General features: G+C 64.5%; 23 protein-coding genes. 9 read left to right on the top strand and 14 right to left on the bottom strand.

All coding sequences use genetic code 11. From position 1 onward, the window contains the following. The 6 genes from BLS11_RS10550 to BLS11_RS10575 all read right to left on the bottom strand — a co-directional run bounded on the left by BLS11_RS10550 (position 1) and on the right by BLS11_RS10575 (position 7648). On the bottom strand, positions 1-441 hold the full coding sequence (locus tag BLS11_RS10550) for a metal-dependent transcriptional regulator (RefSeq protein ID WP_092537076.1): 441 nt from the start codon (positions 439-441) through the stop codon (positions 1-3). Between the two features lie 37 nt (positions 442-478). Then, positions 479-976: a rubrerythrin gene (locus BLS11_RS10555; protein WP_092537270.1), complete on the bottom strand. Its 498-nt coding sequence runs from the start codon at positions 974-976 to the stop codon at positions 479-481. A gap of 176 nt (positions 977-1152) precedes the next feature. Continuing rightward, on the bottom strand, positions 1153-2361 hold the full coding sequence (sufD, locus tag BLS11_RS10560) for a Fe-S cluster assembly protein SufD (protein ID WP_092537079.1): 1209 nt from the start codon (positions 2359-2361) through the stop codon (positions 1153-1155). 1 nt (position 2362) lies between these two features. Then, positions 2363-3793 carry a Fe-S cluster assembly protein SufB gene (gene sufB / locus BLS11_RS10565; protein WP_092537082.1) on the bottom strand — a complete coding sequence of 477 codons (1431 nt, stop codon included), beginning with the start codon at positions 3791-3793 and terminating at the stop codon, positions 2363-2365. A gap of 31 nt (positions 3794-3824) precedes the next feature. Then, positions 3825-4739: an ABC transporter ATP-binding protein gene (locus BLS11_RS10570; protein WP_092537085.1), complete on the bottom strand. Its 915-nt coding sequence runs from the start codon at positions 4737-4739 to the stop codon at positions 3825-3827. A 194-nt stretch (positions 4740-4933) separates the two neighbouring features. Beyond that, a complete protein-coding gene (locus tag BLS11_RS10575) occupies positions 4934-7648 on the bottom strand; it encodes a DNA-directed DNA polymerase (protein ID WP_092537088.1) in 2715 nt (904 codons plus the stop codon). Positions 7649-7880: 232 nt separating this feature from the next. Here BLS11_RS10575 and BLS11_RS10580 point away from each other — a divergent pair, with 232 nt between their 5' ends. Beyond that, complete coding sequence (locus BLS11_RS10580; RefSeq protein WP_092537091.1) at positions 7881-8069, top strand: DUF7331 family protein; 189 nt, start codon at positions 7881-7883, stop codon at positions 8067-8069. Positions 8070-8274: 205 nt separating this feature from the next. Continuing rightward, positions 8275-8796, top strand: coding sequence for a DUF7346 family protein (locus BLS11_RS10585; protein ID WP_245698847.1), 522 nt, complete (start codon positions 8275-8277; stop codon positions 8794-8796). A 26-nt stretch (positions 8797-8822) separates the two neighbouring features. Here BLS11_RS10585 and rad50 read toward each other — a convergent pair whose 3' ends face one another. The 4 genes from rad50 to BLS11_RS10605 are packed head-to-tail and all read right to left on the bottom strand — an operon-like array spanning position 8823 to position 13706. Further along, on the bottom strand, positions 8823-11507 hold the full coding sequence (rad50, locus tag BLS11_RS10590) for a DNA double-strand break repair ATPase Rad50 (protein WP_092537094.1): 2685 nt from the start codon (positions 11505-11507) through the stop codon (positions 8823-8825). After that, complete coding sequence (mre11, locus tag BLS11_RS10595) at positions 11508-12986, bottom strand: DNA double-strand break repair protein Mre11 (RefSeq protein ID WP_092537097.1); 1479 nt, start codon at positions 12984-12986, stop codon at positions 11508-11510. It abuts the gene before it with no gap. Further along, complete coding sequence (locus BLS11_RS19410) at positions 12983-13417, bottom strand: DUF7966 family protein (protein ID WP_175454427.1); 435 nt, start codon at positions 13415-13417, stop codon at positions 12983-12985. Before BLS11_RS19410 ends, mre11 begins: the two co-directional genes overlap by 4 nt. 25 nt (positions 13418-13442) lie before the next feature. Then, on the bottom strand, positions 13443-13706 hold the full coding sequence (locus BLS11_RS10605; protein WP_092537100.1) for a MarR family transcriptional regulator: 264 nt from the start codon (positions 13704-13706) through the stop codon (positions 13443-13445). Positions 13707-13881: 175 nt separating this feature from the next. Here BLS11_RS10605 and pan1 point away from each other — a divergent pair, with 175 nt between their 5' ends. Next, the gene (gene pan1 / locus BLS11_RS10610; RefSeq protein WP_092537103.1) at positions 13882-15099 is read left to right on the top strand and encodes a proteasome-activating nucleotidase Pan1; all 1218 of its coding nucleotides are present in this window, start codon (positions 13882-13884) and stop codon (positions 15097-15099) included. 51 nt (positions 15100-15150) lie between these two features. On the opposite strand, the gene BLS11_RS19415 is transcribed toward pan1, so the two are convergent. Beyond that, positions 15151-15297: a hypothetical protein gene (locus BLS11_RS19415; RefSeq protein WP_175454390.1), complete on the bottom strand. Its 147-nt coding sequence runs from the start codon at positions 15295-15297 to the stop codon at positions 15151-15153. An 82-nt stretch (positions 15298-15379) separates the two neighbouring features. On the opposite strand from BLS11_RS19415, the gene nth reads away from it, so the two are divergent. Beyond that, on the top strand, positions 15380-16066 hold the full coding sequence (gene nth, locus BLS11_RS10615) for an endonuclease III (protein ID WP_092537106.1): 687 nt from the start codon (positions 15380-15382) through the stop codon (positions 16064-16066). 1 nt (position 16067) lies between these two features. On the opposite strand, the gene BLS11_RS10620 is transcribed toward nth, so the two are convergent. The 3 genes from BLS11_RS10620 to BLS11_RS10630 form a co-directional block, all read right to left on the bottom strand. After that, positions 16068-16547 (bottom strand): DUF7321 family protein, encoded by a 480-nt coding sequence (locus BLS11_RS10620; RefSeq protein WP_092537109.1) that lies wholly within the window; start codon positions 16545-16547, stop codon positions 16068-16070. 84 nt (positions 16548-16631) lie between these two features. After that, a complete protein-coding gene (locus BLS11_RS10625; protein ID WP_092537112.1) occupies positions 16632-17408 on the bottom strand; it encodes a TrmB family transcriptional regulator in 777 nt (258 codons plus the stop codon). 46 nt (positions 17409-17454) lie between these two features. Continuing rightward, positions 17455-17829: a DUF7344 domain-containing protein gene (locus BLS11_RS10630; RefSeq protein WP_217628999.1), complete on the bottom strand. Its 375-nt coding sequence runs from the start codon at positions 17827-17829 to the stop codon at positions 17455-17457. 216 nt (positions 17830-18045) lie between these two features. Here BLS11_RS10630 and BLS11_RS10635 point away from each other — a divergent pair, with 216 nt between their 5' ends. The 5 genes from BLS11_RS10635 to BLS11_RS10655 form a co-directional block, all read left to right on the top strand. Continuing rightward, the gene (locus tag BLS11_RS10635) at positions 18046-18906 is read left to right on the top strand and encodes a DUF7319 domain-containing protein (protein WP_217629000.1); all 861 of its coding nucleotides are present in this window, start codon (positions 18046-18048) and stop codon (positions 18904-18906) included. Between the two features lie 69 nt (positions 18907-18975). Continuing rightward, positions 18976-19650 carry a plastocyanin/azurin family copper-binding protein gene (locus BLS11_RS10640; RefSeq protein WP_092537115.1) on the top strand — a complete coding sequence of 225 codons (675 nt, stop codon included), beginning with the start codon at positions 18976-18978 and terminating at the stop codon, positions 19648-19650. After that, positions 19650-20036, top strand: a complete 387-nt coding sequence (locus BLS11_RS10645; RefSeq protein WP_092537118.1) for a DUF7318 family protein — start codon at positions 19650-19652, stop codon at positions 20034-20036. The genes BLS11_RS10640 and BLS11_RS10645 overlap by 1 nt, the downstream gene beginning before the upstream one ends. Positions 20037-20039: 3 nt before the next feature. Then, complete coding sequence (locus BLS11_RS10650) at positions 20040-20834, top strand: cytochrome b (RefSeq protein ID WP_092537121.1); 795 nt, start codon at positions 20040-20042, stop codon at positions 20832-20834. 16 nt (positions 20835-20850) lie between these two features. After that, a partial coding sequence (locus BLS11_RS10655; RefSeq protein ID WP_092537124.1) for a cytochrome b family protein occupies positions 20851-21601 on the top strand: 751 nt, incomplete at its 3' end.

Consider the following 21601-nt stretch of genomic DNA (forward strand, 5'->3'; position numbering starts at 1 on the left):
TCAGTCCGCGGGTTTCTCTTCGGCTTCCGGGAGTTCCAGATACTCGCACGCGTCCGTCTCGGCGTCGAAACAGTCCGGACACTCGCCGTGCCGGTCGATGATGGTGTCCAGTCGCTCCGCCACCGTCCCGTCGATGACGGGTTCCAGTTCCCGGGCCTCCGCGCGGAACGCCTCCACGTCGAGGACGTTCGCGAGGAACCGTTCGATGATGCAGTACGTCTGGAGGGCGTCTCGCGCGCGGACGATTCCCTCGTCCGTGAGCTGTACGCCCTTGTACTTCTCGTGTTCGGCGAGTCCGCGGTCCTCCAGTTTCCCGATCATCTCGTTTGCGCTGGCGGGACTGACGTCGAGCATGTCCGCGAGTGCGCCGGTCGCCGCCGGGCCGTCCTCCATCTCTTGCAGTAGGTAGATTGCCTTGACGTACTGGTCTGCGGTGTTCATCGTTTCCCTCCGTCTCGGTGTCGGTGTCTGTTCGCGCTCATTCGCGCTGCTCCATTATCTTGGTCACCGTCTCGACGCCGTCGGCCTCCTCCTCTCGTATCTCCGTGAGGATGGAGATGAGGCGGTCTCGGTCGACGGTGAACTGCGCGTCGCTCGCTCGAATCGCTCCGATGAGGTCGTCGTAGAACTTGTAGGCGGTCTCCTCGTTACACAGTTGGTCGTAGAGGACGCCGTCGAAGTCCTCGGGCTTCGTCTTCCCGTACTGCGCTTCGACGAGCGTTTCGATGTCCTCGAAGGGGATGCTCTCGGCGTCGAGTTCGTCCACGATGGACGCCAGACGCTCGCGGTGTTCCGCGGACTCCTCTGCGGCGTGTTCGAGAAGCTCCTCTAACTCCTCGTCGAGCGCTCTGTCCTCGTCGGCGAGCGATTGGTAGTGGTGGTACGCGCGGGCCTCGACGACTTCCTCGAGTACCACGCCGATCTGGAGGAGGCGAGCGAGTTGGTGGTCCGAAGTCACCCGGTGGCCGACGCTCACGCCCCACACCCTCCGTTCGCGTGCGATACCCTGTCGGTCATACCTTTTGCTCCGCGTGTGACGGACTTAAGCGGTTCCCTCGCTCTCCGTCGGGTGGGTCGTCCGGGCCGCGCGACGCGGCACGGTCGCTCGGTGTCCGAGAGAAAGGGAAAGAGAGGGAAAAGCGACGGGCCTACCTACCGCAGGCGCGCCGCGATGAGTTCGCGCAGGTCATCTCGGAACTCGTCGACGTCTATCTCTTCGAGGACGGGCACGAAGAAGCCTTCCACGAGCATGTTGCGAGCCTGCCGGTCGGGGAGCGCCCGAGAGACCATGTAGAAGAGGTCCTCTTTGTCCACCTGACCGACCGTCGCGGAGTGACTCGCTTCGGTGTCGTGGTTGTGGATGATGAGCTTCGGGGACGCGTCGGCCTCGCTCTCGTCGGAGAGCATCAGCGTGTTCTCGCGCTGGTAGGAGTTCGTGTCCCACGCGTCGCGGCCGACGTCCTGGACGCCCTCGTACACCGACCGCGCCTCGTCGTCGAGGACGCCGCGGGTCACGAGGTCCGCCGTCGTGTGTTCGGCGTTGTGCCAGACGCGCGCGTTCACGTCCAAGTGCTGGTCTTCGTGACCGAAGAACGCGCCGACGATCTTCGTCTCCGAGGAGTCGCCGTCGAGGTTCGTCTCGATGTCGCTCCGCGTCAGGCGAGAGCCGATGTTGCCCTCGATCCAGTTCAGCGTCGCGTACGTGTCGGTCGTGCCGCGCTTCAGCGTGTAGTTGTACGCCTCGTCGTCGAGGTTCTGGAGCGAGCCGTACTGGACGTACGAGTTCTCGCCCGCGTCTATCTCCACGAGGTTGCTGAAGTAGCGGTTCCCGTCCGCTTCGGTCCCGCTCTCGATGCTCTCCAGAATCGTCACCGAGGACGACTCCTCGGTGACCACGAGCGTGTGGCTGAACAGCGACTGGGAGTTCATCTCGGCGCGGATCTTCACGTCCTCGGCGTCGACGTCCTCGGGGACGTAGATGAACGTGCCCGTGGTGAAAAGCGCCGCCGACAGCGCCGTGAGGTAGTTCTCATCCGGCTCGATGATGGAGCCGAATTTCTCCTCGATGAGGTCGCCGTACTCCGAGAGCGCCTCCGTGAACGGGAGGACTTCGACGCCCTCCGCGGTGACGCGGTCGGTCGTGTCAGACTGGTTCAGCGGGTCGACGAGCTGCTCGAAGTCGAGCGCTTCGAGGTTCGTCCACCGCCGACCGGGCGTCTGGATGACGTCCGGCAGAGCGACGTCTTCGAGCGCCGACAGCGCTTCGAGTCGAGTCTCGAGGAGCCACTCGGGCTCGTCGCGTTCCTCCGAAATCGTCCGAACCGTCTCCTCCGAGAGGTTCGCTGGTAGCTGCGTGCTCATGTTATCCGAGACTACCCTCCATCTCCAGTTCGACCAAGCGGTTGAGTTCGACCGCGTACTCGATGGGCAGTTCCTCCGTGATGGGCTCGATGAAGCCCGAGACGATCATCTGCTTCGCGTCGTCGTCGTCCAGACCGCGCGACTGGAGGTAGAACACGTCCTCGTCGCCGATCTTGCCGACGGTCGCCTCGTGGGCGACGTCTACCTGACTCTCGTTGATCTCCATGTACGGCATCGTGTCCGAGGTGGACTCGTTGTCGAACATCAGCGCGTCGCACTCCACTGCGGTCGAGGAGTTGCGCGCGCCATCGCTGATGTGGACGAGGCCGCGGTAGTTCGTGCGGCCGCCGTCCTTCGAGATGGACTTCGACTCGATGGTCGACTTCGTCTCGGGGGCGTTGTGGTACACCTTCGCGCCGGTGTCGATGTTCTGGCCCTCGCCCGCGAAGGCGATGGTGATGTGGTTGTCGGAGGCGCCGCGACCCTTCAGGATGGACGCGGGGTAGAGCATGGTGGCCTTCGAGCCCATCGAGCCCGAAATCCACTCCATGCGGCCGCCCTTCTCGACGATGGCGCGCTTGGTGTTGAGGTTGTACGTGTTCTTCGACCAGTTCTGGACGGTCGAGTACTGGACGTGAGCGTCCTCGCCGACGAACACCTCGACGCCGCCGGAGTGGAGGTTGAACGCCGAGTACTTCGGGGCCGAACAGCCCTCGATGTAGTGGACCTCCGAGCCTTCCTCTGCGACGATGAGGGTGTGCTCGAACTGGCCCATGCCCTCGGAGTTCATGCGGAAGTACGCCTGAACGGGCATGTCGACCGTGGTGTCCTCGGGGACGTAGACGAACGACCCGCCGGACCAGATGGCGCCGTGGAGCGCGGCGAACTTGTTGTCGCTCGGCGGGACGCACTTCGTCATGAAGTACTCCTTGACGATGTCGGGGTGCTCCTGCACCGCCTCGTCCATGTTCATGAAGATGACGCCCTTCTCCTCCCAGCGCTCCTGCATGTTCTGGTAGACGACTTCGGATTCGTACTGAGCGCCGACGCCGGAGAGGGCGTTCTTCTCCGCTTCCGGGATGCCGAGCTTGTCGAAGGTGTCCTTGATCTCGTCCGGCAGGTCCGTCCAGTCGTCGACGCTCCCGCGCGTCTCGACGTCCGGTCGGATGTAGGGGACGATCTCGTTTACGTCGACTTCCGAGAGGTCGGGCTGGCCGGGCCAGCCGGTCGGCATCGGCATCTCCTGGAACTGCTTCAGCGCGCGGAGGCGCCGCTGCAGCATCCACTCGGGCTCGTCTTTGTCCTCGGAGATGACCCTGATGGTCTCCTCCGTGAGACCCTTCTCGGCTTGGAAGGAGGACTTCTGCTCCTTCTTGAACTCGAATCGAGCCTCGGTGTCAGTCTCTTTTAGGTGGTCTTGATCTGAACTCATATTCTTAGTAGTACCTTGGTGTCTGGCCTTATCAGGCTGTCCCGTACACTTCCTCGCGGACCCAGTCGTACCCCTTGTCTTCGAGCTGCTCTGCGAGGTCAGCGCCGCCGGATTTCACGACTTCGCCGTCCAGCATGATGTGGACGTGGTCGGGTTCGACGTAGTCGAGGATGCGCTGGTAGTGGGTGATCTGCAGGATGCCGGTGCCCTGCTCGTCGCGGAGGGCGTTGATGCCCTTCGAGACGTCCTGCAGGCGGTCGATGTCGAGACCGGAGTCGATCTCGTCGAGGACCGCCAGCGACGGTTCGAGGATGGCGGCCTGAAGCACCTCGTTCTGCTTCTTCTCGCCGCCGGAGAAGCCCGCGTTGAGGTACCGCTGCATGAACTTCTCGTCCATGTCGAGCAGTTCCATCTTCTCTTTCAGGATCTGCTGGAACTCCGCGACGCCGACTTCGCCCTCGTCCGCGGGGCCTTCCATCGGGGACGTCTCGTAGCCCTCGTCTTCTTCTTCTTCCGCTTCGGCCTCGTCTTCGTCCTCGAACAGCTCCTCGCGCTCCTCTATCTTCGCGTTGAGCGCCGTCCGCAGGAAGTTCGTCATCGTGACGCCCTCGATTTCGGCGGGGTACTGGAAGCCGAGGAAGATACCGAGCGCCGCGCGCTCGTTCGGTTCCAGTTCGAGGAGACTCCACGTCTGTTTGTCCTCGGGGATATCGAAGTCCTCGCCGAACTCGTCTTCGCTGAGATGGAGAAGAATCTCGCCCTCGGTCACCTCGTAGGCCGGGTGACCCGCGATGATCTTCGCGGTCGTCGACTTCCCGGACCCGTTGGGACCCATGAGTGCGTGGATCTCGCCGGAGTTGACTTCAAGGTCGACACCACGAAGGATTTGCTCGCCGTCCTCCTCCGCGACGCGCGCGTGGAGGTTCTTGATTTCCAGTGTTGCCATTGTTGTCTCGTTGCCTCGTACTGAAACGTGGGCTAGTGCGACCCATAATGCTTACGGATTCACAGCAGACGCTTTGTCCGAGAGAAAATTAATTTGCGTTTCGGGAAAGCGAACGCGAGAGCGGAGTCGTTCGTCTCGGGCGTTACGGACCGGGAAGAAGTCCGCTCGTCGGCCGTCTCACACGCTCTGCGTCGTCACGTGAAGCTTCCGAGACCGGTCTGTTGCTGGCCGGACTTCACTTCGTCCCACGACATCCCGAGCGCTTCGATGATGCGCGCGATGGGTCCCTTCAGCGTCTTGTCGAGCATCTTGTCCCAGTCCACCTCGAACTCCTCGGGGACTTGGTCCTCGTACTCGAAGCAGATGACGTCCGGGTCGCGCTTGAACTCCTTGTACAGGTCGTCCGCCTGCGGGTCGAACCGCCCTTCGGACTCCATCTCCCTGAAGAAGGAGGGGTGGACCTTCCGGAGGTACAGACGCTTCGGCTTCGACCCGCGGTCGAAGTTCGTCCCGAGGAGCAGATTCGCGTACTGGGCGCCGCGAACCTGCGCCGTCGCGGTGTCGTACGCTTCGAGGCGTTTCCCGATGCCGCCGGGGATGCCCACCTCGTCCAGCGGTAAGTTCCCCTTCTGGAAGTCCTCGATGACGTCGTGGACGTAGTCTTTGATGACGTCGTTGTCCTCGCCGTAGACGATCATCTCGATGACCCGCTTTTGAACCTCCTTCGTGATGGGGGCGATGTCGGAGCGCTTGTACTCGAAGCCGGTGATGTCGATGTCGTCTACGTCCTTGCCCTCCTTCCAGACGATGTGACCCGCGTAGCGTTTCTTCTTGCCCGCTTGGAAGAACCGGCGGTAGAGTTTCTCGAACTCGATCTGGAAGCGGTGCTCCTCCGCGCCGAGTTCCTCGCTGGCGAAGTCGTCGTAGGCGCCGTTGATTCGCTCCTCTATCTCGAAGGACTGCTCTATGGCCTCCTCCTTCGAGACGCCCGGACCGAGTTCGAGCATCACGGAGTCGGTGTCGCCGTAGGCGACTTCGTAGCCCATCTCGTCGGCCTTCCTGTCGGTGAAGTTGATGACCTCGCGGCCGGTGGCGGTCACCGCCGCGCCCATCTCCTTGTCGTACAGGCGGAAGCGGTCCCACCCGAGGACGCCGTACAGCGAGTTCATGATGACCTTCACCGCCGCCTGCTGGCGGTCGAACTGCTCGTACGCCGAGGAGTCGGGGTCGTGGTCGTTGCGGCGGCGTTTCTTCTCCTCGCGTTCCGCGAGGAGTTCGTCCACCATCTCCCGGATGATGCCGTCCGGTTCCTTCCGGAAGTGCGTTCCGTTGGGCGCGCGGAACGTCTCGCCGTCGTACGACTCGGGGTCGACCTTCGTCTCCGGCGACGCGTTGATGGTCACCATGCACATCGGGTACAGCGACTTCAGGTCGAGGACCGTGACGTTCTCCTTGACGCCCGTGATGGGGTCGAAGACGGCCCCGCCCTCGTACTCTTCGGACTCCTGTTGCCCCTTCGAGGGGAGGGCGAACTCGCCGTGGACCTTGTGCAGGACGTAGATGTCGACGGTGTCGCCCGGCGTCGGCGCGTCTTCGAGTTTACAGCCGACGAACGTCCGCACCTCGTCCCAGAAGGCGATTATCTCCTGTTTGCGGTCTATCTCGACGCAGAGTTCCACGTCGCGAACGTTGTACTCTAACAGTCGCTGGGGGTCCTGTTCCCACAGGTCGCCGATGCTGCCGGAGTACCGTTCCTTCCCCACGTCGAGTTCGAGTTCGCCCACCGCGTCCAAGCGGTACGACTCCAGTTCGGTGAACTGCGTGCGCTTGTAGGCGTACAGCAGGTCGAAGACGACGCGGCCCTTCACGTCGGGGCCGCCCCACCCGCTTCGCCACACCTCGCCGAGGCGGGAGAGTCGGTCCGGGTCGAGGTCGTAGTCTGAAGTAGGGTCCACCGCCTCCATCCGGTCGAGGAAGTACGGCATGTCGAAGTCCTCGAAGTTCCACCCCGTCAGCACGTCGGGGTCGGTCTCCTCGATGTACGCGACGAACTCGTGGAGCATCTCGTCCTCGCGGTCGTACGCGCGTATCTCCACGTCGGTGTCGTCTTGGAGGGGTTCGTAGTCGCCGAGGCCAGTCGGGGACTCGACGCCGTCGCCCGCCTCCGGCGCGTTGTACAACCACGCGATGTACTCGTCGCGGTAGTTGTCGTGGGAGGTGAGACAGACGATGGGCTCTTCGCCCTCCTCGGGGAACCCCGACCGGTCGTCCACCTCGATGTCGAACGTGTTCACCCGCAGGTCGGCGTCGACGTCGGCGGGTTCTACCTCGTCGTGCGGAACCTGAATCGTCCCGTCGTCGAGTTCCCGCGCGGGGACGCGGACGCCGCTTCGGATGTCCTTGTCGATGAGGAGGCGGTTCGGGAAGAGGATGTCCGCCTCGAAGTGCTCGAACTCGTCGCGTATCTGCCCCACGTCGCGGGGCGTCCGAGTGCAGATTTTCGTGAGTTCTTCGCCGCGGATGCTCTCGTACCCCTCTTCGGTCCGCGTGATGACGCTCTTGTCGAGTTTGTCGTCCGAGAGCGTCTCCGTGGGCGCGTAGAAGTACGGTTCGAAGCCGAGTACCCGGACGTGCTTGGTCTCGTTCTCCGGCGTGCGACCGAAGACGTGGACGACGGGGTACTCGGTGCGACCGGAGCCTTCGACGGTGTAGTCGACCTGCGTGACCGCGAGTTCGACCGTCTCGTCGTCGTGGTCGGGGAACTTGATGTCCTCGGCGTCGATGACCTCCGAGACGTGTTGGCCCGTCTCGCCCGCGACCCACGCGGCCTCCTCGTCGGGGCGCGCGTCGCCGTCGTCGGCGTCGGTCCCACCCCCGCCGAAGTCGTCCGTGAGCCCTGCCTGTTTCATGCGCGTTCCTTCGACGTTACGGGCTAAAAACCTCGGCTTTTCGCCGGACGACGGTCGGAGTCGACCGACGGGCGCGGCGGCGCGCGCGCCCGGAGGAGACGCGCGCCGAGCGGCCACCGATGGCCGAAAGCGAGGAGTATACGGCCCGAAGCGCCCGAATACCTGAACCGAGCCGACGAGTCGTCTAGACGCAAAACATATACCGTGGCATGACATACCATGGGTTAGAACGATGGCCGACCACGCAGATTCCGAGCGGACGAATCGGTCGCAGGCCGCCGCGGCGCGGTCCGGCGAGACGAACGGACTCGGCGGCGTCGAGTCCTACGAGGTGGACGGCGGGGTGGTCTTCTACGATCCCCAGAATCCGCTCGCGTGGGTCGAAACGTCGGAGACGTACGAACTGAAAGACTGTCTGTGAACTCCCGTCGGGGTCGCACTCGCTAGGGACGCGACTCCGACGGACGCCTTTTTCCGCACCGCCGGGCTCCGTCTCCGAGCACTCGCGACGCAACTCGGGGTGACTCGGACGCCGCCGACTCGCCGGCAGAAACGTTGCCGTCGCCGCCGACGGACGACGAGCGCCGGGCGGAACCCCTTTCCGCGGGTCGCCCCTCCGTTCGACCATGCAGACGGTTCGTGACGACGCCGGGAAGCGCTACCTCCTCGTGAAACGGTCCGGCGAGTCCAGCCGCGTTCGGGATCCCGAGACCGGCACGGAGCAGTACCGCTCGAACGACGAACTCACGTTCGAGGGGGTGTCTCCGCTGGTCACCGCCGCCGGCGCGGTTCCCGACTCCGTCCGGCGCGTCCTGAGTGCGACGCACGACGACCGCTCGCTCGGACTCCTCGTGGAAGTCACAGACCGCGGTCCGCTCTCGGTCGTTGAACTCCTCGACGCCTACGACCTCTGTGAGTCCGACCTCCACGGCCTCCTCGGAGAACTCCGCGCCGCCGACCTCCTGACGGAAACGCGCGTCCACGGCGAACGGGGGTACGACGCGACGGAGACGGCGCGGGACGCCGTGTCCCGCCTCCGTTCGACGGCGGACGGTCCGGGAACGACCGGCGACGACGGCGGGCGGCGCAGGTTCGACGGGGAGACGACCGAGGCCAAGACGACCGAAGCCGAGAGAGAAGAGGAGTGAGCGATTCGAGGCGGGACGGCGGCCGTTCAGTCGTCGGCGAGTGAGGCGGCGGCCGCGAGGTCGGCGGCGTCCTCGTGGCGGACGGACGACCGGTTCGTCGTCGGGTTCTTCTCGACGGTGACGAGTTCGTCCGCGGCCCCGACGAGTTCGTCGTCGTGGCTGACGATGATTATCTGGCGGACGCCCAGTCCGCGCATCTCCCCGACGAGGTCCACGAGGCGCGAGACGTGCCCCGAGTCGAGGAACACCGTCGGTTCGTCGAGGATGAGAGGCGGCATCGGCGCGGCCCCCTCGATACCCTCGGCGAGCAGTCGGTAGATGGCGCACCGAAGCGAGAGGTTGAACAGGGCGCGTTCGCCGCCCGATAACTGTTCGGGGTCGAGTGCGGTGCCGTCCTTCTGGAAGACGGTAAGTTCGTACTCGCCGTCGAGGCGGATGCGCGAGTAGGCGTCGTTGCCGTAGACGAGGTCGAACGTCTCGTTCAGCATGCGTTCGAGGCTCTCGACGTTCCGGCGGCGAAGTTCGGCCCGGAGGTCGCCGTACATCGCCTCTAACTCCTCGGTCTCCTCGTGGAGCGATTCGAGGGCGTCGACGCGTTCGGCCAACTCCGCGCGGTCCTCGCGCAGTTCCTCCAACTGCTTCAGTTCGCCCTTGACGCCGCCGATGTCGTTCTGCAGGCCGTCGCGCGTCTCGCGCAGTTCCTCCAGTTTCACCTCGACTTTCTCCAGATACTCCTCGGCGTCGTCCCGTTTCTGCTCCGCCTCCGCGACCTTCTCCTCGTCGACCTTCTCCGCGAGTTCGCGCCGGCGCTCTCGCTTCTCGGCGAGGAACTCCCGGCGTTCGTCGTTCCGGTCGGCGATGTCCTCGCGGCGTTCGCGGAGGCGTTCGACCCGTTCCTCGGCGTCGGACCGCCGCTCCCGGAGGTCCTCCACCGCGTCGAGTCGCTCCCGTTCGGCGTCGATTTCGTCCAACTCCGATTCCAGCTCCGACACCGTCTCTCCGACCTCGGCGGCGGCCTCCGCCTGCGTCTCCGCCGCCTCGCGTTTCTCCTCGGCCTCGGCGTCGAGTTCCTCGGCGCGTTCGCGCTTCGACTCGGCCTCTTCGCGCTTCGACTCCACTTTCTCGCGCGCGTCGGCGATGCGCTCCTCGAACAGCTCCCGGTTGCGGCGGAGCTCCTCGATGCGGTTCTCCGTCTCCACGAGGCGTTCGGCCGCCTCGACCCGGTCCCGGAGCGACTCCCTGCGTTCGCGGAGGGTTTCCAGTTCCGCCTCTAACTCCTCGATTCGATCCTCGTACTCCTCGACGGAGTCCACGTGCGGGGAGTCCTCGACGGGTTGGCCGCACTCGGGGCACTTCCCGGCGTCCAGCAGTTCCTCGGCGTCGGCGAGTCGTTCGCGGACCGACTCCAGTTCGGCCTTCGCGTCCGCCACGTCGTCGCGCACGGCGTCGAGCTCCTCCCGAACCGACTCCCTGTGGTCCGCCGCCTCGCCGACCGAGACGGGGGCGTCGTCGAACCGGGTCGAGAGGTCGTCGAGTTCCGACTCCAGTTCGTCGAGGTTCGACTCCCGGTCTTCGAGTTCGGCGCCGGCCTCCTCGGCCTCGGCGTCGAGTTCCTCGGCCCGACTCCGTTTCTCCGCGGCGCGCGAGTCGAACTCCTCGGCTCGTTCCGCCAGCTTCTCTGCCTGATTCGAGAGCATCGTCTCCCGCTTCCGCGTCTCGGTCAACTCCTCGCGTACCTCGTCTTCGCGCGCGCGCAATTCGTCGCGGCGGGTCTCGACCGCCTCCCCGTCGGCGGCGTCCAGTCCGGCGGCCTCGCGTCGCTCCTCTATCTTCGACTCCAGCGTCTCGATGCGCTCGGTGGCGTCTCGCACGTCCTCGCGCAGGTCCTCTCGGGTCCGTTCGTCGGCCGCGATGGACTCCCGGAGGTCCTCGATGTCGGATTCGAGCGAATCGAGCTTCTCGCGCCGTTCCTCGTACTCCGAGAGGATGCGGTCGTTCTCCTCGTACGTCTCGCGGGCGCGTTCGCGGTTCTCCTCGAAACGCTCGATTTCGGATTCGACTTCCGACAGCTCCGTCTCCAACTCGTTCAGTCGGTCGTGGAGTCCGGCCTCCTCTTTGGCCTCGATCTGGGAGTCCAGCTTCGAGAGCGCGCCGCGCTTCTCGCCGAGGACGTCCTCGATGCCGAGGCGCGCCTGCCCGGCGCGTTCGCGGTACTCCTCCAGCTTCCCGAGTTGGAGGAGGTCGTCTATCATATCCTGCCGTTGGGCCGGCGTCGCGTTGATGAGCTTGTTCACCTCGCCCTGCCGGACGTACGCGCAGTTGACGAACGCCTCCGCGTCCATCCGAAGCAAGGAGGTGACGAACGAACGTACGTCGCGCGCGCCGTCCGCCTCGACGCCGGGGCCGTCGAGCGTGCACGTCGCGGTCTGCACCCGGTCGCCGGACCGGCGCAGACGGCGTTCGACGTGGTACTCCTCGCCGTCGTGGGTGAACCACAGTTCGATCTCCGTCTCGTCCTCGCCTGTCGTCATGACGTCGCCGAGATTCTCGTCGAGGGCGTGCGCGCCGTAGAGGGCGAAGAAACACGCCTCCAAGAGCGAGGACTTCCCGCTCCCGTTCAACCCGTGGATGACCGTGACGCCGTCGGCCAACTGCAGGTCGGTGTCGTCGTACGGCTTGAAGTTCCGCAGTTTGATTCGGTCGAAGCGCATCTAGAAGTCCTCCATCGTGAACTGCCCGTTCGTCTCCGCGTCCGGTTCCGTCGCGTCTCGTTCCGTCTCGGACTCCGCGTCCGGCCCCGCCTCTCCGTCCGCGGCCGGGTCCGCGTCCGTGTCGGTTTCCGCGTCGGCGTCCGCACTCATATCGGTATCCGCAGTCGCGTCGGCGTCGGCGTCCGCACCGACCGTCGCCGCGCGGCCGTCTTCGGCGGCGGCCGGGGTTTCGACGGCCACCTCGTCCGGGGGGGATTCTTCGGCGGAAACGGCGTCCGCCGTCTCGTCGCCCTCACTCGGGTCGTCCGCGTCCGTCTCGGAACCCGCCTCCGAACCGTCGCCCTCGCCCGCGTCCGACGACGGTTCGGCCGACTCGAACGCCGACAGGTCGCCGTCGTCCATCAGGGAGGCGACGCGGGACCTGACCTCCTCGCGCACCTTCGAGTCGGGCGTCTTGCTCGCGCGAATCGTCTCGTCTACGTCGCGGGCGGCCGTCGAGAGGCCGAGGTCCGATACCCGTTCTCGAACCGCGTCGTCGGGGTCGGCGAACGTGACGTCGAGCGACGACTCCGTTTCGAGTTCGCGCCGGTCCGTCACGCGGGCGATTAGCGCGCCGCGTTCGGCGGCGAACTCCTCTATCGAGGCGGGTGTGACGGGTTCGCCCTCGCCCGTCACCTCGACGACGACGACGGCGTCCGTCAAGTCGTGTTGGCGGACCTGTTCGCGGACGCGTTCGACGCCCTCGCCCTCCTTGAGTTCGACCGAGACGAACCGAAACGGCCGGGTGTCGAGCGACTTCCGGCGGATGTCCACCTCGCCGTCGAAGGCGACGATGTTGTATCCGCGTCCGGGTTCTTCGCTCGTACTCGCCCGTTCCGTGGACCCGCAGTAGGTGACCCACGTGTCCCGCACCTCCTCGACGCCCGGCGCGTGGTTGTCGCCCAGCAAGACGGCGTCGAACGCGACGTTCGACTCCGCGAGGACCGTCTCCGTCTCCCAGTTCGCGTGCGCGAAGGGGGTGAACAGTCCGTGCGCGACGAGGGCGGCGTGGGCGGCGTCGTGCGGTTCGAAGTCGTACGTCAGGTCGTCGCGGCGCGACTCCGGCACGTGGTCGAGTCCGTAGAAGGCGGTGTCGCCGACCACGCGGGGTTCGCGTCCGAGTCGTTCCGCGAGTCCGAGGTTCTCGAAGAGGTCCAACCACTGGCCGCCCCGCGTCGACTCGTGGTTGCCGACGATGGCCAAGAACGGTACGTCCGCCTCCTCTAAGCGGCGGAGAGCGGAGAGCGTCCCGAGCAAGTCGCGGAGTTCCGGCCGCCTGTCGTGGAACAGGTCGCCCGCGTGGACGACGGCGTCTACGTCCTCCGAGACGGCGTCTTCGACCACTTGCTCGAAGGCGTCGAGAAAGTCGCGGCGGCGTTCCGGCGAGTGGTACTGCTGGTACCCGATGTGGGTGTCGCCGGTGTGTATCACCCGTGTCATCTGTCCCGAGGTTGGCCAGCGCCCGGTAAAACCGTTCCGTGACCGGAGCGAAACTGGTCGGCGTCTCCGCTCTCGGCGTCGGTTCGGGCCGCAGACCGGAGTCGCCGGAGGACCGCGAGGGCGCGACGGCCGCGTTCGACCGCCGCCTCGTCGCCCGCGGCGCGGGCGTCCCCTACGGCGCGCGCGAGGGCATCGACGTTCCCCTCGGCGACGAACGCCGCGGCGTCGCGCACACACGGCAAGCACGCTACGGCGTCGGCGATGGTCGCTTCGTACTCCGCCTCCCGTCGAGGTGCGGTTCCCTCGGCCAACTCTCGGAGGGCGTCTCGAACCTCCCCGTTCGGGTCGGAGTCGGCCGTCGCGGAGTCGGACGCGACGGCGTCGAAACCGGACTCGTCGGCGGTCGTCTCGCGTGCGGGCGTCTGCGTCACGGGACGAATGGTCCCGTTATCTGACTTAAATGTTCAGCGTGTAGAGACGCTTTCGCGCGTCGGAGAAGGAAAAGCGGGAGTCGACGGCGTCGGCGTCCTCCAGTCGAGAGAGGGCGTACCGGACAGTCCGCGGCGGCAGAAGCGTCTCCTCGGCGAGTTGGCTCTGCGTCATGGTCTCGTTGTAGTCGAGAACCTTCGCCACGAGTTTCGCGCTCGGGGGCATCTCCCGTATCGGGTCCCATCGGTCGGAGGTGCCTTCGTCTGCGGCGACTGCCTCGGTGGTGCTCATTCTACGTCCTACTCGGAGATGTGGCCTAATAATATTTGCTGTATAGAAATATTACCTAAGCGAATATTAAACGATTGAACGCTAGCCCGAACGAAACGGCGGAAACGACGTTCGCCCCGGCGAGAGCGTTAGGGCTACCCGAAGCCTCTTATGAACCCGTCCCCTACGGCTGGTGATGACCGATACTGTGGACGACGTCGAACTCCCGTACGATGAGGAGACGGCGTCGCAGCAGGAGAAAATTAAGGCTCTCCAAGAGCGCCTCGAAATTCTCGAATCTCAGAACGAAGAGATGCGGGACAAGCTGCTGGACGCCAACGCGGAAAACAACAAGTTCCAGCAGAAACTCGAACGCCTCACGCACGAGAACAAGAAACTCAAGCAGTCGCCGCTGTTCGTCGCCACCGTCCAAGAGATAACGGACGAGGGCGTCATCATCAAGCAACACGGCAACAATCAGGAGGCGGTCACCGAAGTAACCGACGAGATGCGCGAAGAGCTCGAACCGGATTCGCGCGTCGCGGTCAACAACTCCCTCTCTATCGTCAAGCGCCTGGACAACGAAACCGACGTCCGGGCGCGCGTCATGCAGGTGGAACACAGCCCCGACGTGAGTTACGAGGACATCGGCGGCCTCGAAGAGCAGATGCAGGAAGTTCGCGAGACCGTCGAGATGCCGCTCGAACGCCCCGAGATGTTCGAGCAGGTCGGCATCGACCCGCCGTCCGGCGTTCTCCTCTACGGCCCGCCGGGCACCGGGAAGACGATGCTCGCGAAGGCCGTCGCCAACCAGACCGACGCCTCGTTCATCAAGATGGCCGGGTCGGAACTCGTTCACAAGTTCATCGGCGAGGGTGCGAAGCTCGTCCGCGACCTCTTCGAGGTCGCCCGCGAGAACGAACCCGCCGTCATCTTCATCGACGAGATAGACGCCATCGCCTCCAAGCGGACGGACTCGAAGACGTCCGGCGACGCCGAGGTTCAGCGCACGATGATGCAACTGCTCTCGGAGATGGACGGCTTCGACGAACGCGGCGAGATCCGCATCATCGCGGCGACGAACCGCTTCGACATGCTCGACCCCGCGATTCTCCGCCCCGGTCGGTTCGACCGCCTCATCGAGGTGCCCAAGCCGAACGAGGAGGGCCGCTCCATCATCTTCAAGATCCACACGCGCAACATGAACGTCGCCGACGACGTGGACTTCGAGGCCCTCGCCGAGATGGCCTCCGACGCCTCCGGTGCCGACATCAAAGCCGTCTGCACCGAGGCCGGCATGTTCGCCATCCGCGACGACCGCACGGAGATCTACATGACGGACTTCGTGGAAGCGTGGGAGAAGATTCAGGCCGAGGCCGACGAGGAAGACGCCGTCTCCCGAGCGTTCGCCTAACCGCACAGCACTCCGACCGACTTTTCCGTTTTTTCGACCGCCGAGCGGCCGCTATAGCGCGCCGAAGACGAGGTACGGGACGACGAATAGGACGAGAAACATCGCGGCGAGGACGAGGAGGTAGCCGACGCCCGTCGCCGCGCCCGCGCGCCACGCTTGCGACCCGAACCGCCCCGTCACCGCGTCACTCTCTGCCATACGTTCGCCTCCGCGCGCGGCGACGTTAGTTCTTCGCGTCCGAACCCGAACCACTCAACTGGGGGCCGCGCTACCGGAGGGTATGGGCACGCGTCTCGACTCTCGGGAGGCACAGGTCGACGAGGTACTCGACCGCCTCTACGAGGAGTACCCCGACACGACCATCTCGCTGAACTTCTCGAACAGACTCGAACTGCTGATAGCGGTGATGCTGTCGGCGCAGTGCACCGACGAACGGGTGAACAAGGAGACGGAACATCTCTTCGAGAAGTACGAGACGGTGGAGGACTACGCCGAGGCCGACGTCGACGAACTCTCCGAGGACATCGGCTCCATCACGTACCACAACAGCAAGGCCGACTACATCGTCAGTTCGGCGCAGACGATGAGAGACGAACACGGCGGCGAGGTGCCGGACACGATGGACGAACTCACCGACCTGAAGGGCGTCGGTCGGAAGACGGCGAACGTCGTCCTCCAACACGGCCACGACGTAGTCGAGGGTATCGTCGTGGACACCCACGTCCAGCGTCTCTCCCGGCGACTCGGCATCACCGAGGAGGAGACGCCCGAGAAGATAGAGACGGACCTCATGCCCGTCGTCCCCGAGGAGGACTGGCAGCAACTGACGCACCTGTTCATCAGTCACGGTCGGGCCACCTGCACCGCGCGCAACCCCGACTGCGCCGACTGCGTCCTCGAAGACGTCTGTCCCTCCTCGAAACTCGACCACGACGTTGACCTCGCAAGCGGCGAGACGTGGGACTGACTCAGACGACGTACCCGGTGACGTACTGGTAGACGCCGAGTACCCACGCGAACAGCCAGAAGATGACGTACCCGAACACGCCGATTCTGAGGCGGCCGCGCCACGCGCCCATGTTCTCGTGGAGGTCGTCTAAGTCGACGTCCTGATCCGGGTCGTCGTAGAGGTCCGCCTCGCGTTTGACCTGCAGTATTCTGACGATGCCGGTGAGTGCGAACACCAGCAACGCGTAGGCTTGCAGGCCGAGGACCGCGTGGAGGGCGGCGAGTCCCCCGAACTGTCGGAACAGGCGGGGCATCATCCACGTGACGACCGGAATCGTGTTGAGGACGAGGCCGGGGACGATGAACTTCAGGTGGTACGTCAGAACTCCCCACGTCACCGTCTCGGCGTCTATCATTATCCACGCGCCGTAGATGTAGAAGGGAAAACTCGCGGTGACCATCAGGGCCGCGCCCGTGGCGATGGCCGTCTCGGATACCATCAGCCGAGATTGAGTCCGACCCGTCCTAAATGACCCGACTCCGCCGCGACGCCCCGAACGACCGAACTCGGACGTCGAGAGCGGTTAAGAGTCTACTAATCTGTCGTCGAGCAACTCCCGAATCCACGCGGCGAACCCGTGGTCGTGACCGTGAGTCCACACCGCCGTCTCCCGCTTGGTCCACGGGCCCTCTCCCGTTTCGAGGCCGCTTGCGAGGACCGCCTGCTGGTCGCCCATCAGCAACTGTCCCGGCCACTTCTCGACGACGCTGTTGGTCTCGACGAGGTCCTCGGCCACGCGAACGTCCGCATCGGGGACGTTCTCCTCGATCCGGTCCCGAAGCGACTCCGTGGGGACTTCCGCGACGACGGTCACCCCGCGGTCGGCGGCCGCAGACAGTCCGTCCAGAATATCGTCGGAGACGGTCGATTCGTCCGCGACGAGGTAGTGAATCCGATCGTCCACGTCCGCTATGAGGGCCACGATGCGGTCTTCGACGTGCTCCGCGTTCGCAATCGACCACGTGCCCTTCTCCTCTTGGGTCTCCGCCGACCCCACTTCCTCCAACGCCGCGTCGGCCTCCTCGACGCTCTTGTCGAACGACGTGCGCAGTTTCTCGAACGCTTGCTCCTTCGAGACGGCCCGGTACTGCCGGGGGTCGGACTGTTGGATGTCCACCAAGCCGCGCTTGTGGAGTTTGTCGACGGTGTCGTACACTCGCGACCGGGGAACGTCCGACAGTTCGCTTATCTCCTTTGCGGTCGCTCTCTCGACGCGGTTGAGGGCGATAAAACACCTCGCCTCGTACTCGGTCAGACCGAGGTTACCCAACGCTTCGACGGCGTCCGGTCCGGTGCTCATAGGGTAAAACGTGAGCGTGCAACGCTCCTTACTCTGGTGGCCGGGCCTACTCGTCGGCCGGGAGGGCGTCGAGGATTCGCTCGATTCGCTGAGACTCCTCGAAGTAGACCAGATCCTGCTCTTGGGAGTAGTCCGCCACTCCGACGTCGACGAGTTTGGGGATGTGTGCGTGGTACAGCGAGAGATACACCTGCATCACGTCCTCCGCCGGAATCTCGGAGAGTGGCCGTTCCTCTTCCCGCACGGCGACTTCGTCCGCGAGGTCTGCCAGCGTCATCGGGGTGTCGTACTCGATGAGACAGCGAATGGCGAACCGCCGACGCTGGTCGGTGAGAACGTCGAACAGCGAGTCGAGGCGGGAGGCGGAGGCGGAACGGGAGTCGGCGAGTGACTCGTCGTTCCTCGAAGTGGAATCGCTCACAACGTGTATAGATGGGGTGACGAAGTATAAACAAATTGTGAGTCCTGCCGGAGTATGTTCGGCGTTTTTACTTGAGTGGAAACGGAACCCGCCTGTCTGAGAACCAAACGTTCAAAAAATAAATTAATTCTTCAACGCACGCGTGATTATTTTTCGCAAAGGCGCCTTCGAGGAACGTCGGGGTGCTTATGCGGCTTCGGAACGCAAGATGAGACAATGAGTAACGCCGAGGACGGACGGGTTGACGACCAGCCTCCGGACTCGGAGGACCCCGAAGCGGAGTCGCTGCAGGCGTTGCGGGAGGAGGTCGAGGAGAAGTACGACTTCGACGACTTCGGCCCCGAGGACATGGCCGAGATGTCCCTCGACGAGTGGGAGGCGGTGTTCGACCCCGAGACGTGGATAACCGGCGAGGAACTGTTGGACCGCGTCGAGCGGGAACTGAAGAGCCGAATCGCCTACCGGGAGGTGTTCGCCGTCCTCGAACGCATCGAACGGGACGGCCGAGAGCAACTGCTCGTGTACTCTGACGAGGGGTACGCGGTCGTCCACCCCGACGGGAGCATCGAGGGGCAGGGGACGGTTCTCCGCGACGTGAAGCCGACCGTCGCGCTCTGTTCGATGGAGGAGTACGAAGTCGACGACCCGCCGGAGGACGTCTCCCTCCCCCGGCCGGTGGACGTGACGCAGGGGAGCGGCGAGTTCGGCAACCTGATGCTACAGGTCGTCGCCGGCGCGCAGATGCTCGTGGGAGCCGGCCTCCTGATCGTGTGGATGCTCTTCCCCGCGGTGAACAGCCTGTTCGGTACGTCGCTTCCGACCGTGAGCACCATCTTCGCGCCCCTCGTCGCGGGCGTGTTCCTCGCCATCGGCTTCTTCCTGTTTCTGGTCGTCGCCAACGCGCGCCTCTCCGACCGGTTCCGCGCCGAGGAGTACCGAAACCGGCTCCGGGCGGTCGGCGCGGAGGAAGGGGACCGTCCCGACTTCCTGCCGTTCGACGAGGCGAGTAGTCCGCGCGTCGAACGTCGCGGAGACGACGGCGACACCACCGCAGAGGGTAAATCCGAGGGAGCCTGAACCGGCGGCATCGGGCGGTGCGGCGGCAGTCGGTGGGTTTAAGCGCATTCCATCCTGAGAAAATCGTGTATGAAAAGGCGGGACTTTCTGAGAGCGGCAAGCGTCCCTGCCGCGGCCGCGACGGCGTCTGCCGCCGCCGGCGTGACCGCCGCCCAAGAGGAGGGTGGCACCACGACGTCCGGCGGTACCGGCACCGCGTCCGGGACCGGAACCGCGTCCGGAACGGAGCAAGGGACAGGTACCGGAACCGGCACCTCGAGCGGCGGCGGTGGCGGTGGCGGCGCGACCAAGACGGTCGAAGTCGGCCCCGGCGGTGACCTCGTGTTCGCGCCCGGCACGGACCAAGCGCTGGAGATAGCGCCCGGAACGACGGTCGAGTTCGTCTGGGGCTCCGACAACCACAACGTCGTCCCCGACAGCCAGCCCGACGACGCAAACTGGGAGGGTCACGAACCCATCGAGAACGAGGGGTTCTCGTTCACGTCCACGTTCGACGTGCTCGGCGACTACGAGTACCACTGCGACCCCCACGAGACGGCGGGTATGGTCGGAACGATATCCGTCGTCGAGAACCCCAGTAGCGGCGGGGGCGGCGAGAAGGAACTCCACGAACTCGGTGTCCCCATTCAGGCTCACTGGGTCGGCGCGGCGACGATACTCGGCATCATCGTCACCGTGGTGTTCACGTTCTACATCCTGAAGTACGGCGAGTCCGCGAACACCGGAACGGGGAGGAACGGATAATGTCCTCCTCGGGCAGCACCTACGGTGATATCCACCGGTACGAACCGGCGAGGGAGAGCACCGCCGCGGCCATCGCCATCGTTCTCCTCACTATCATCGAAGTGGTCTTCGTGTTCCTGTTCAGTTACGGCCTCGTCTCCGGATGGGGCCTCAGCGACACCGGGAACATGTTCCTCGGCGGTCTCCTCGCGGTCATCTTCATGGACCTCGCGTTCATCCTCGCGCTCTACCGCAAGGAGTTCCTCCCGGACGTGATGATCGTCAAGAAGCGTCGTCGCAAGTGGGAGGACCTCTACATCAGAGAGGAGGACGTAGACGGCGTGCCGTTCAGTACGGGCGCGTGGGACCAAGTCAAGCGGGCCATCTACCCGTACTACAAGAGGTAAATAATGAGCTTAGAACGAAAAGACGAGTACGACCACAAGGACTGGATGAAGAAGAAGGACCTGACTCCGGTCGAGTCTACGTTCCTGATGACGCTCATCTGGTTGGACAAGCGACTCCGCATCGTGGACTACCTGGAGATGATGGAGACCCTCTACTACCGGGTCAACCTCCAGATGCCCAAGAGCCACACCGAGCAGTACGACCTCGACAACAAGTTCTGGTACTGGTACCCGCTGTACACGCTCGGTCTGTTCTCGACGCTCGCGTACGTCGTCGCCGCGATAAGCGGCGCGCTCTTGGGGTTCTACTACTCCCCGGCGACGACGGGCGACCCGACGACGGCGTACAGTTCCATCGAGTTCATCATGACCGAACTGCAGTTCGGCTTCATGCTCCGGTCCATCCACCGGTGGTCCGCGCAGGTGATGGTGGCGGCGGTGTTCCTCCACATGCTCCGGGTGTACTTCACCGGCGCGTACAAGGAACCCCGCGAGCTGAACTGGCTCATCGGCATCATCCTCATCAGTCTCACGATGGTGTTCGGGTACACCGGCTACCTGCTCCCGTGGGACCAACTGGCGTACTGGGCCGGACAGATCGGCGTCGAGATGGCGCTGTCCATCCCGCTCGTCGGCGAGTGGGCGGCGCAGCTTCTGTTCGGCGGCTTCTCGCTGAGCCAATCGACGCTCCAGCGGATGTACATCATCCACGTGTTCCTGCTCCCGTTCGTCGTGACGACGCTCATCGCCATCCACATCGGCATCGTGTGGGTGCAGGGCATCGCGGAACCGCACTAAGATAGGACAACAAACAATGAGCGACACCGAATCCGACGCAGACGAAAAGCAGGTTCGCACCGACGGCACGGGCATCGTCGCGCCCGACGACGAGACGCCGACGTGGAGCGAACGCAAACAGCGCAGCGACGGCCTCTCGCGACTCACCTACGAGTACTTCGAGCGGTCTCGCCGCGAGGACCAGGACCTCAGACAGGAGTCCGACTACGTTGAACGCGACGTGTTGGGCTTTCCGACGTGGCCCCACGAGATAATTCGTAACCTCTCTATCGCGAGTTTCTTCGTCGGAATCGTCCTGTTCCTCGCGGCCACGATGCCGCCGCACATCGGCAACCCGGCGAATCCGAGTTCCACACCGGCGATTATCCTGCCGGACTGGTACCTCTACTGGTCGTTCGGCCTGTTGAAGCTGGGTCCGCTGAACCCCGAGTTGGCCGTCCTCGGCGGGCAGAAGCTGACGGCCGACCGGACGTACGGAGTGCTCGCGAACGTCGTCGTCGTCGGCATCATCGCGATGGTGCCGTTCCTCAACAAGGGGAGCGCCCGACGCCCCGTCGAGCAACCGTTCTGGTCCGCCGTCGGCGTCGGCGGCGTCGTCTTCGCGTTCACCATCTCGATTCTGGCCATCAAGAACCTGATGCCGATGAACGTTGACCTGCTGTTCGACCTCACGTTCATCCTCCCCATCGTCGCGTTCTTCGTCACCTACGCGGTGCTGAAGACGATGCGCGAGGGGTACATGTACGGCCTCAACAAGCGCTACTACC

It is taken from the genome of Halopelagius longus, assembly GCF_900100875.1.
In the GTDB taxonomy this organism is placed as follows: domain Archaea; phylum Halobacteriota; class Halobacteria; order Halobacteriales; family Haloferacaceae; genus Halopelagius; species Halopelagius longus.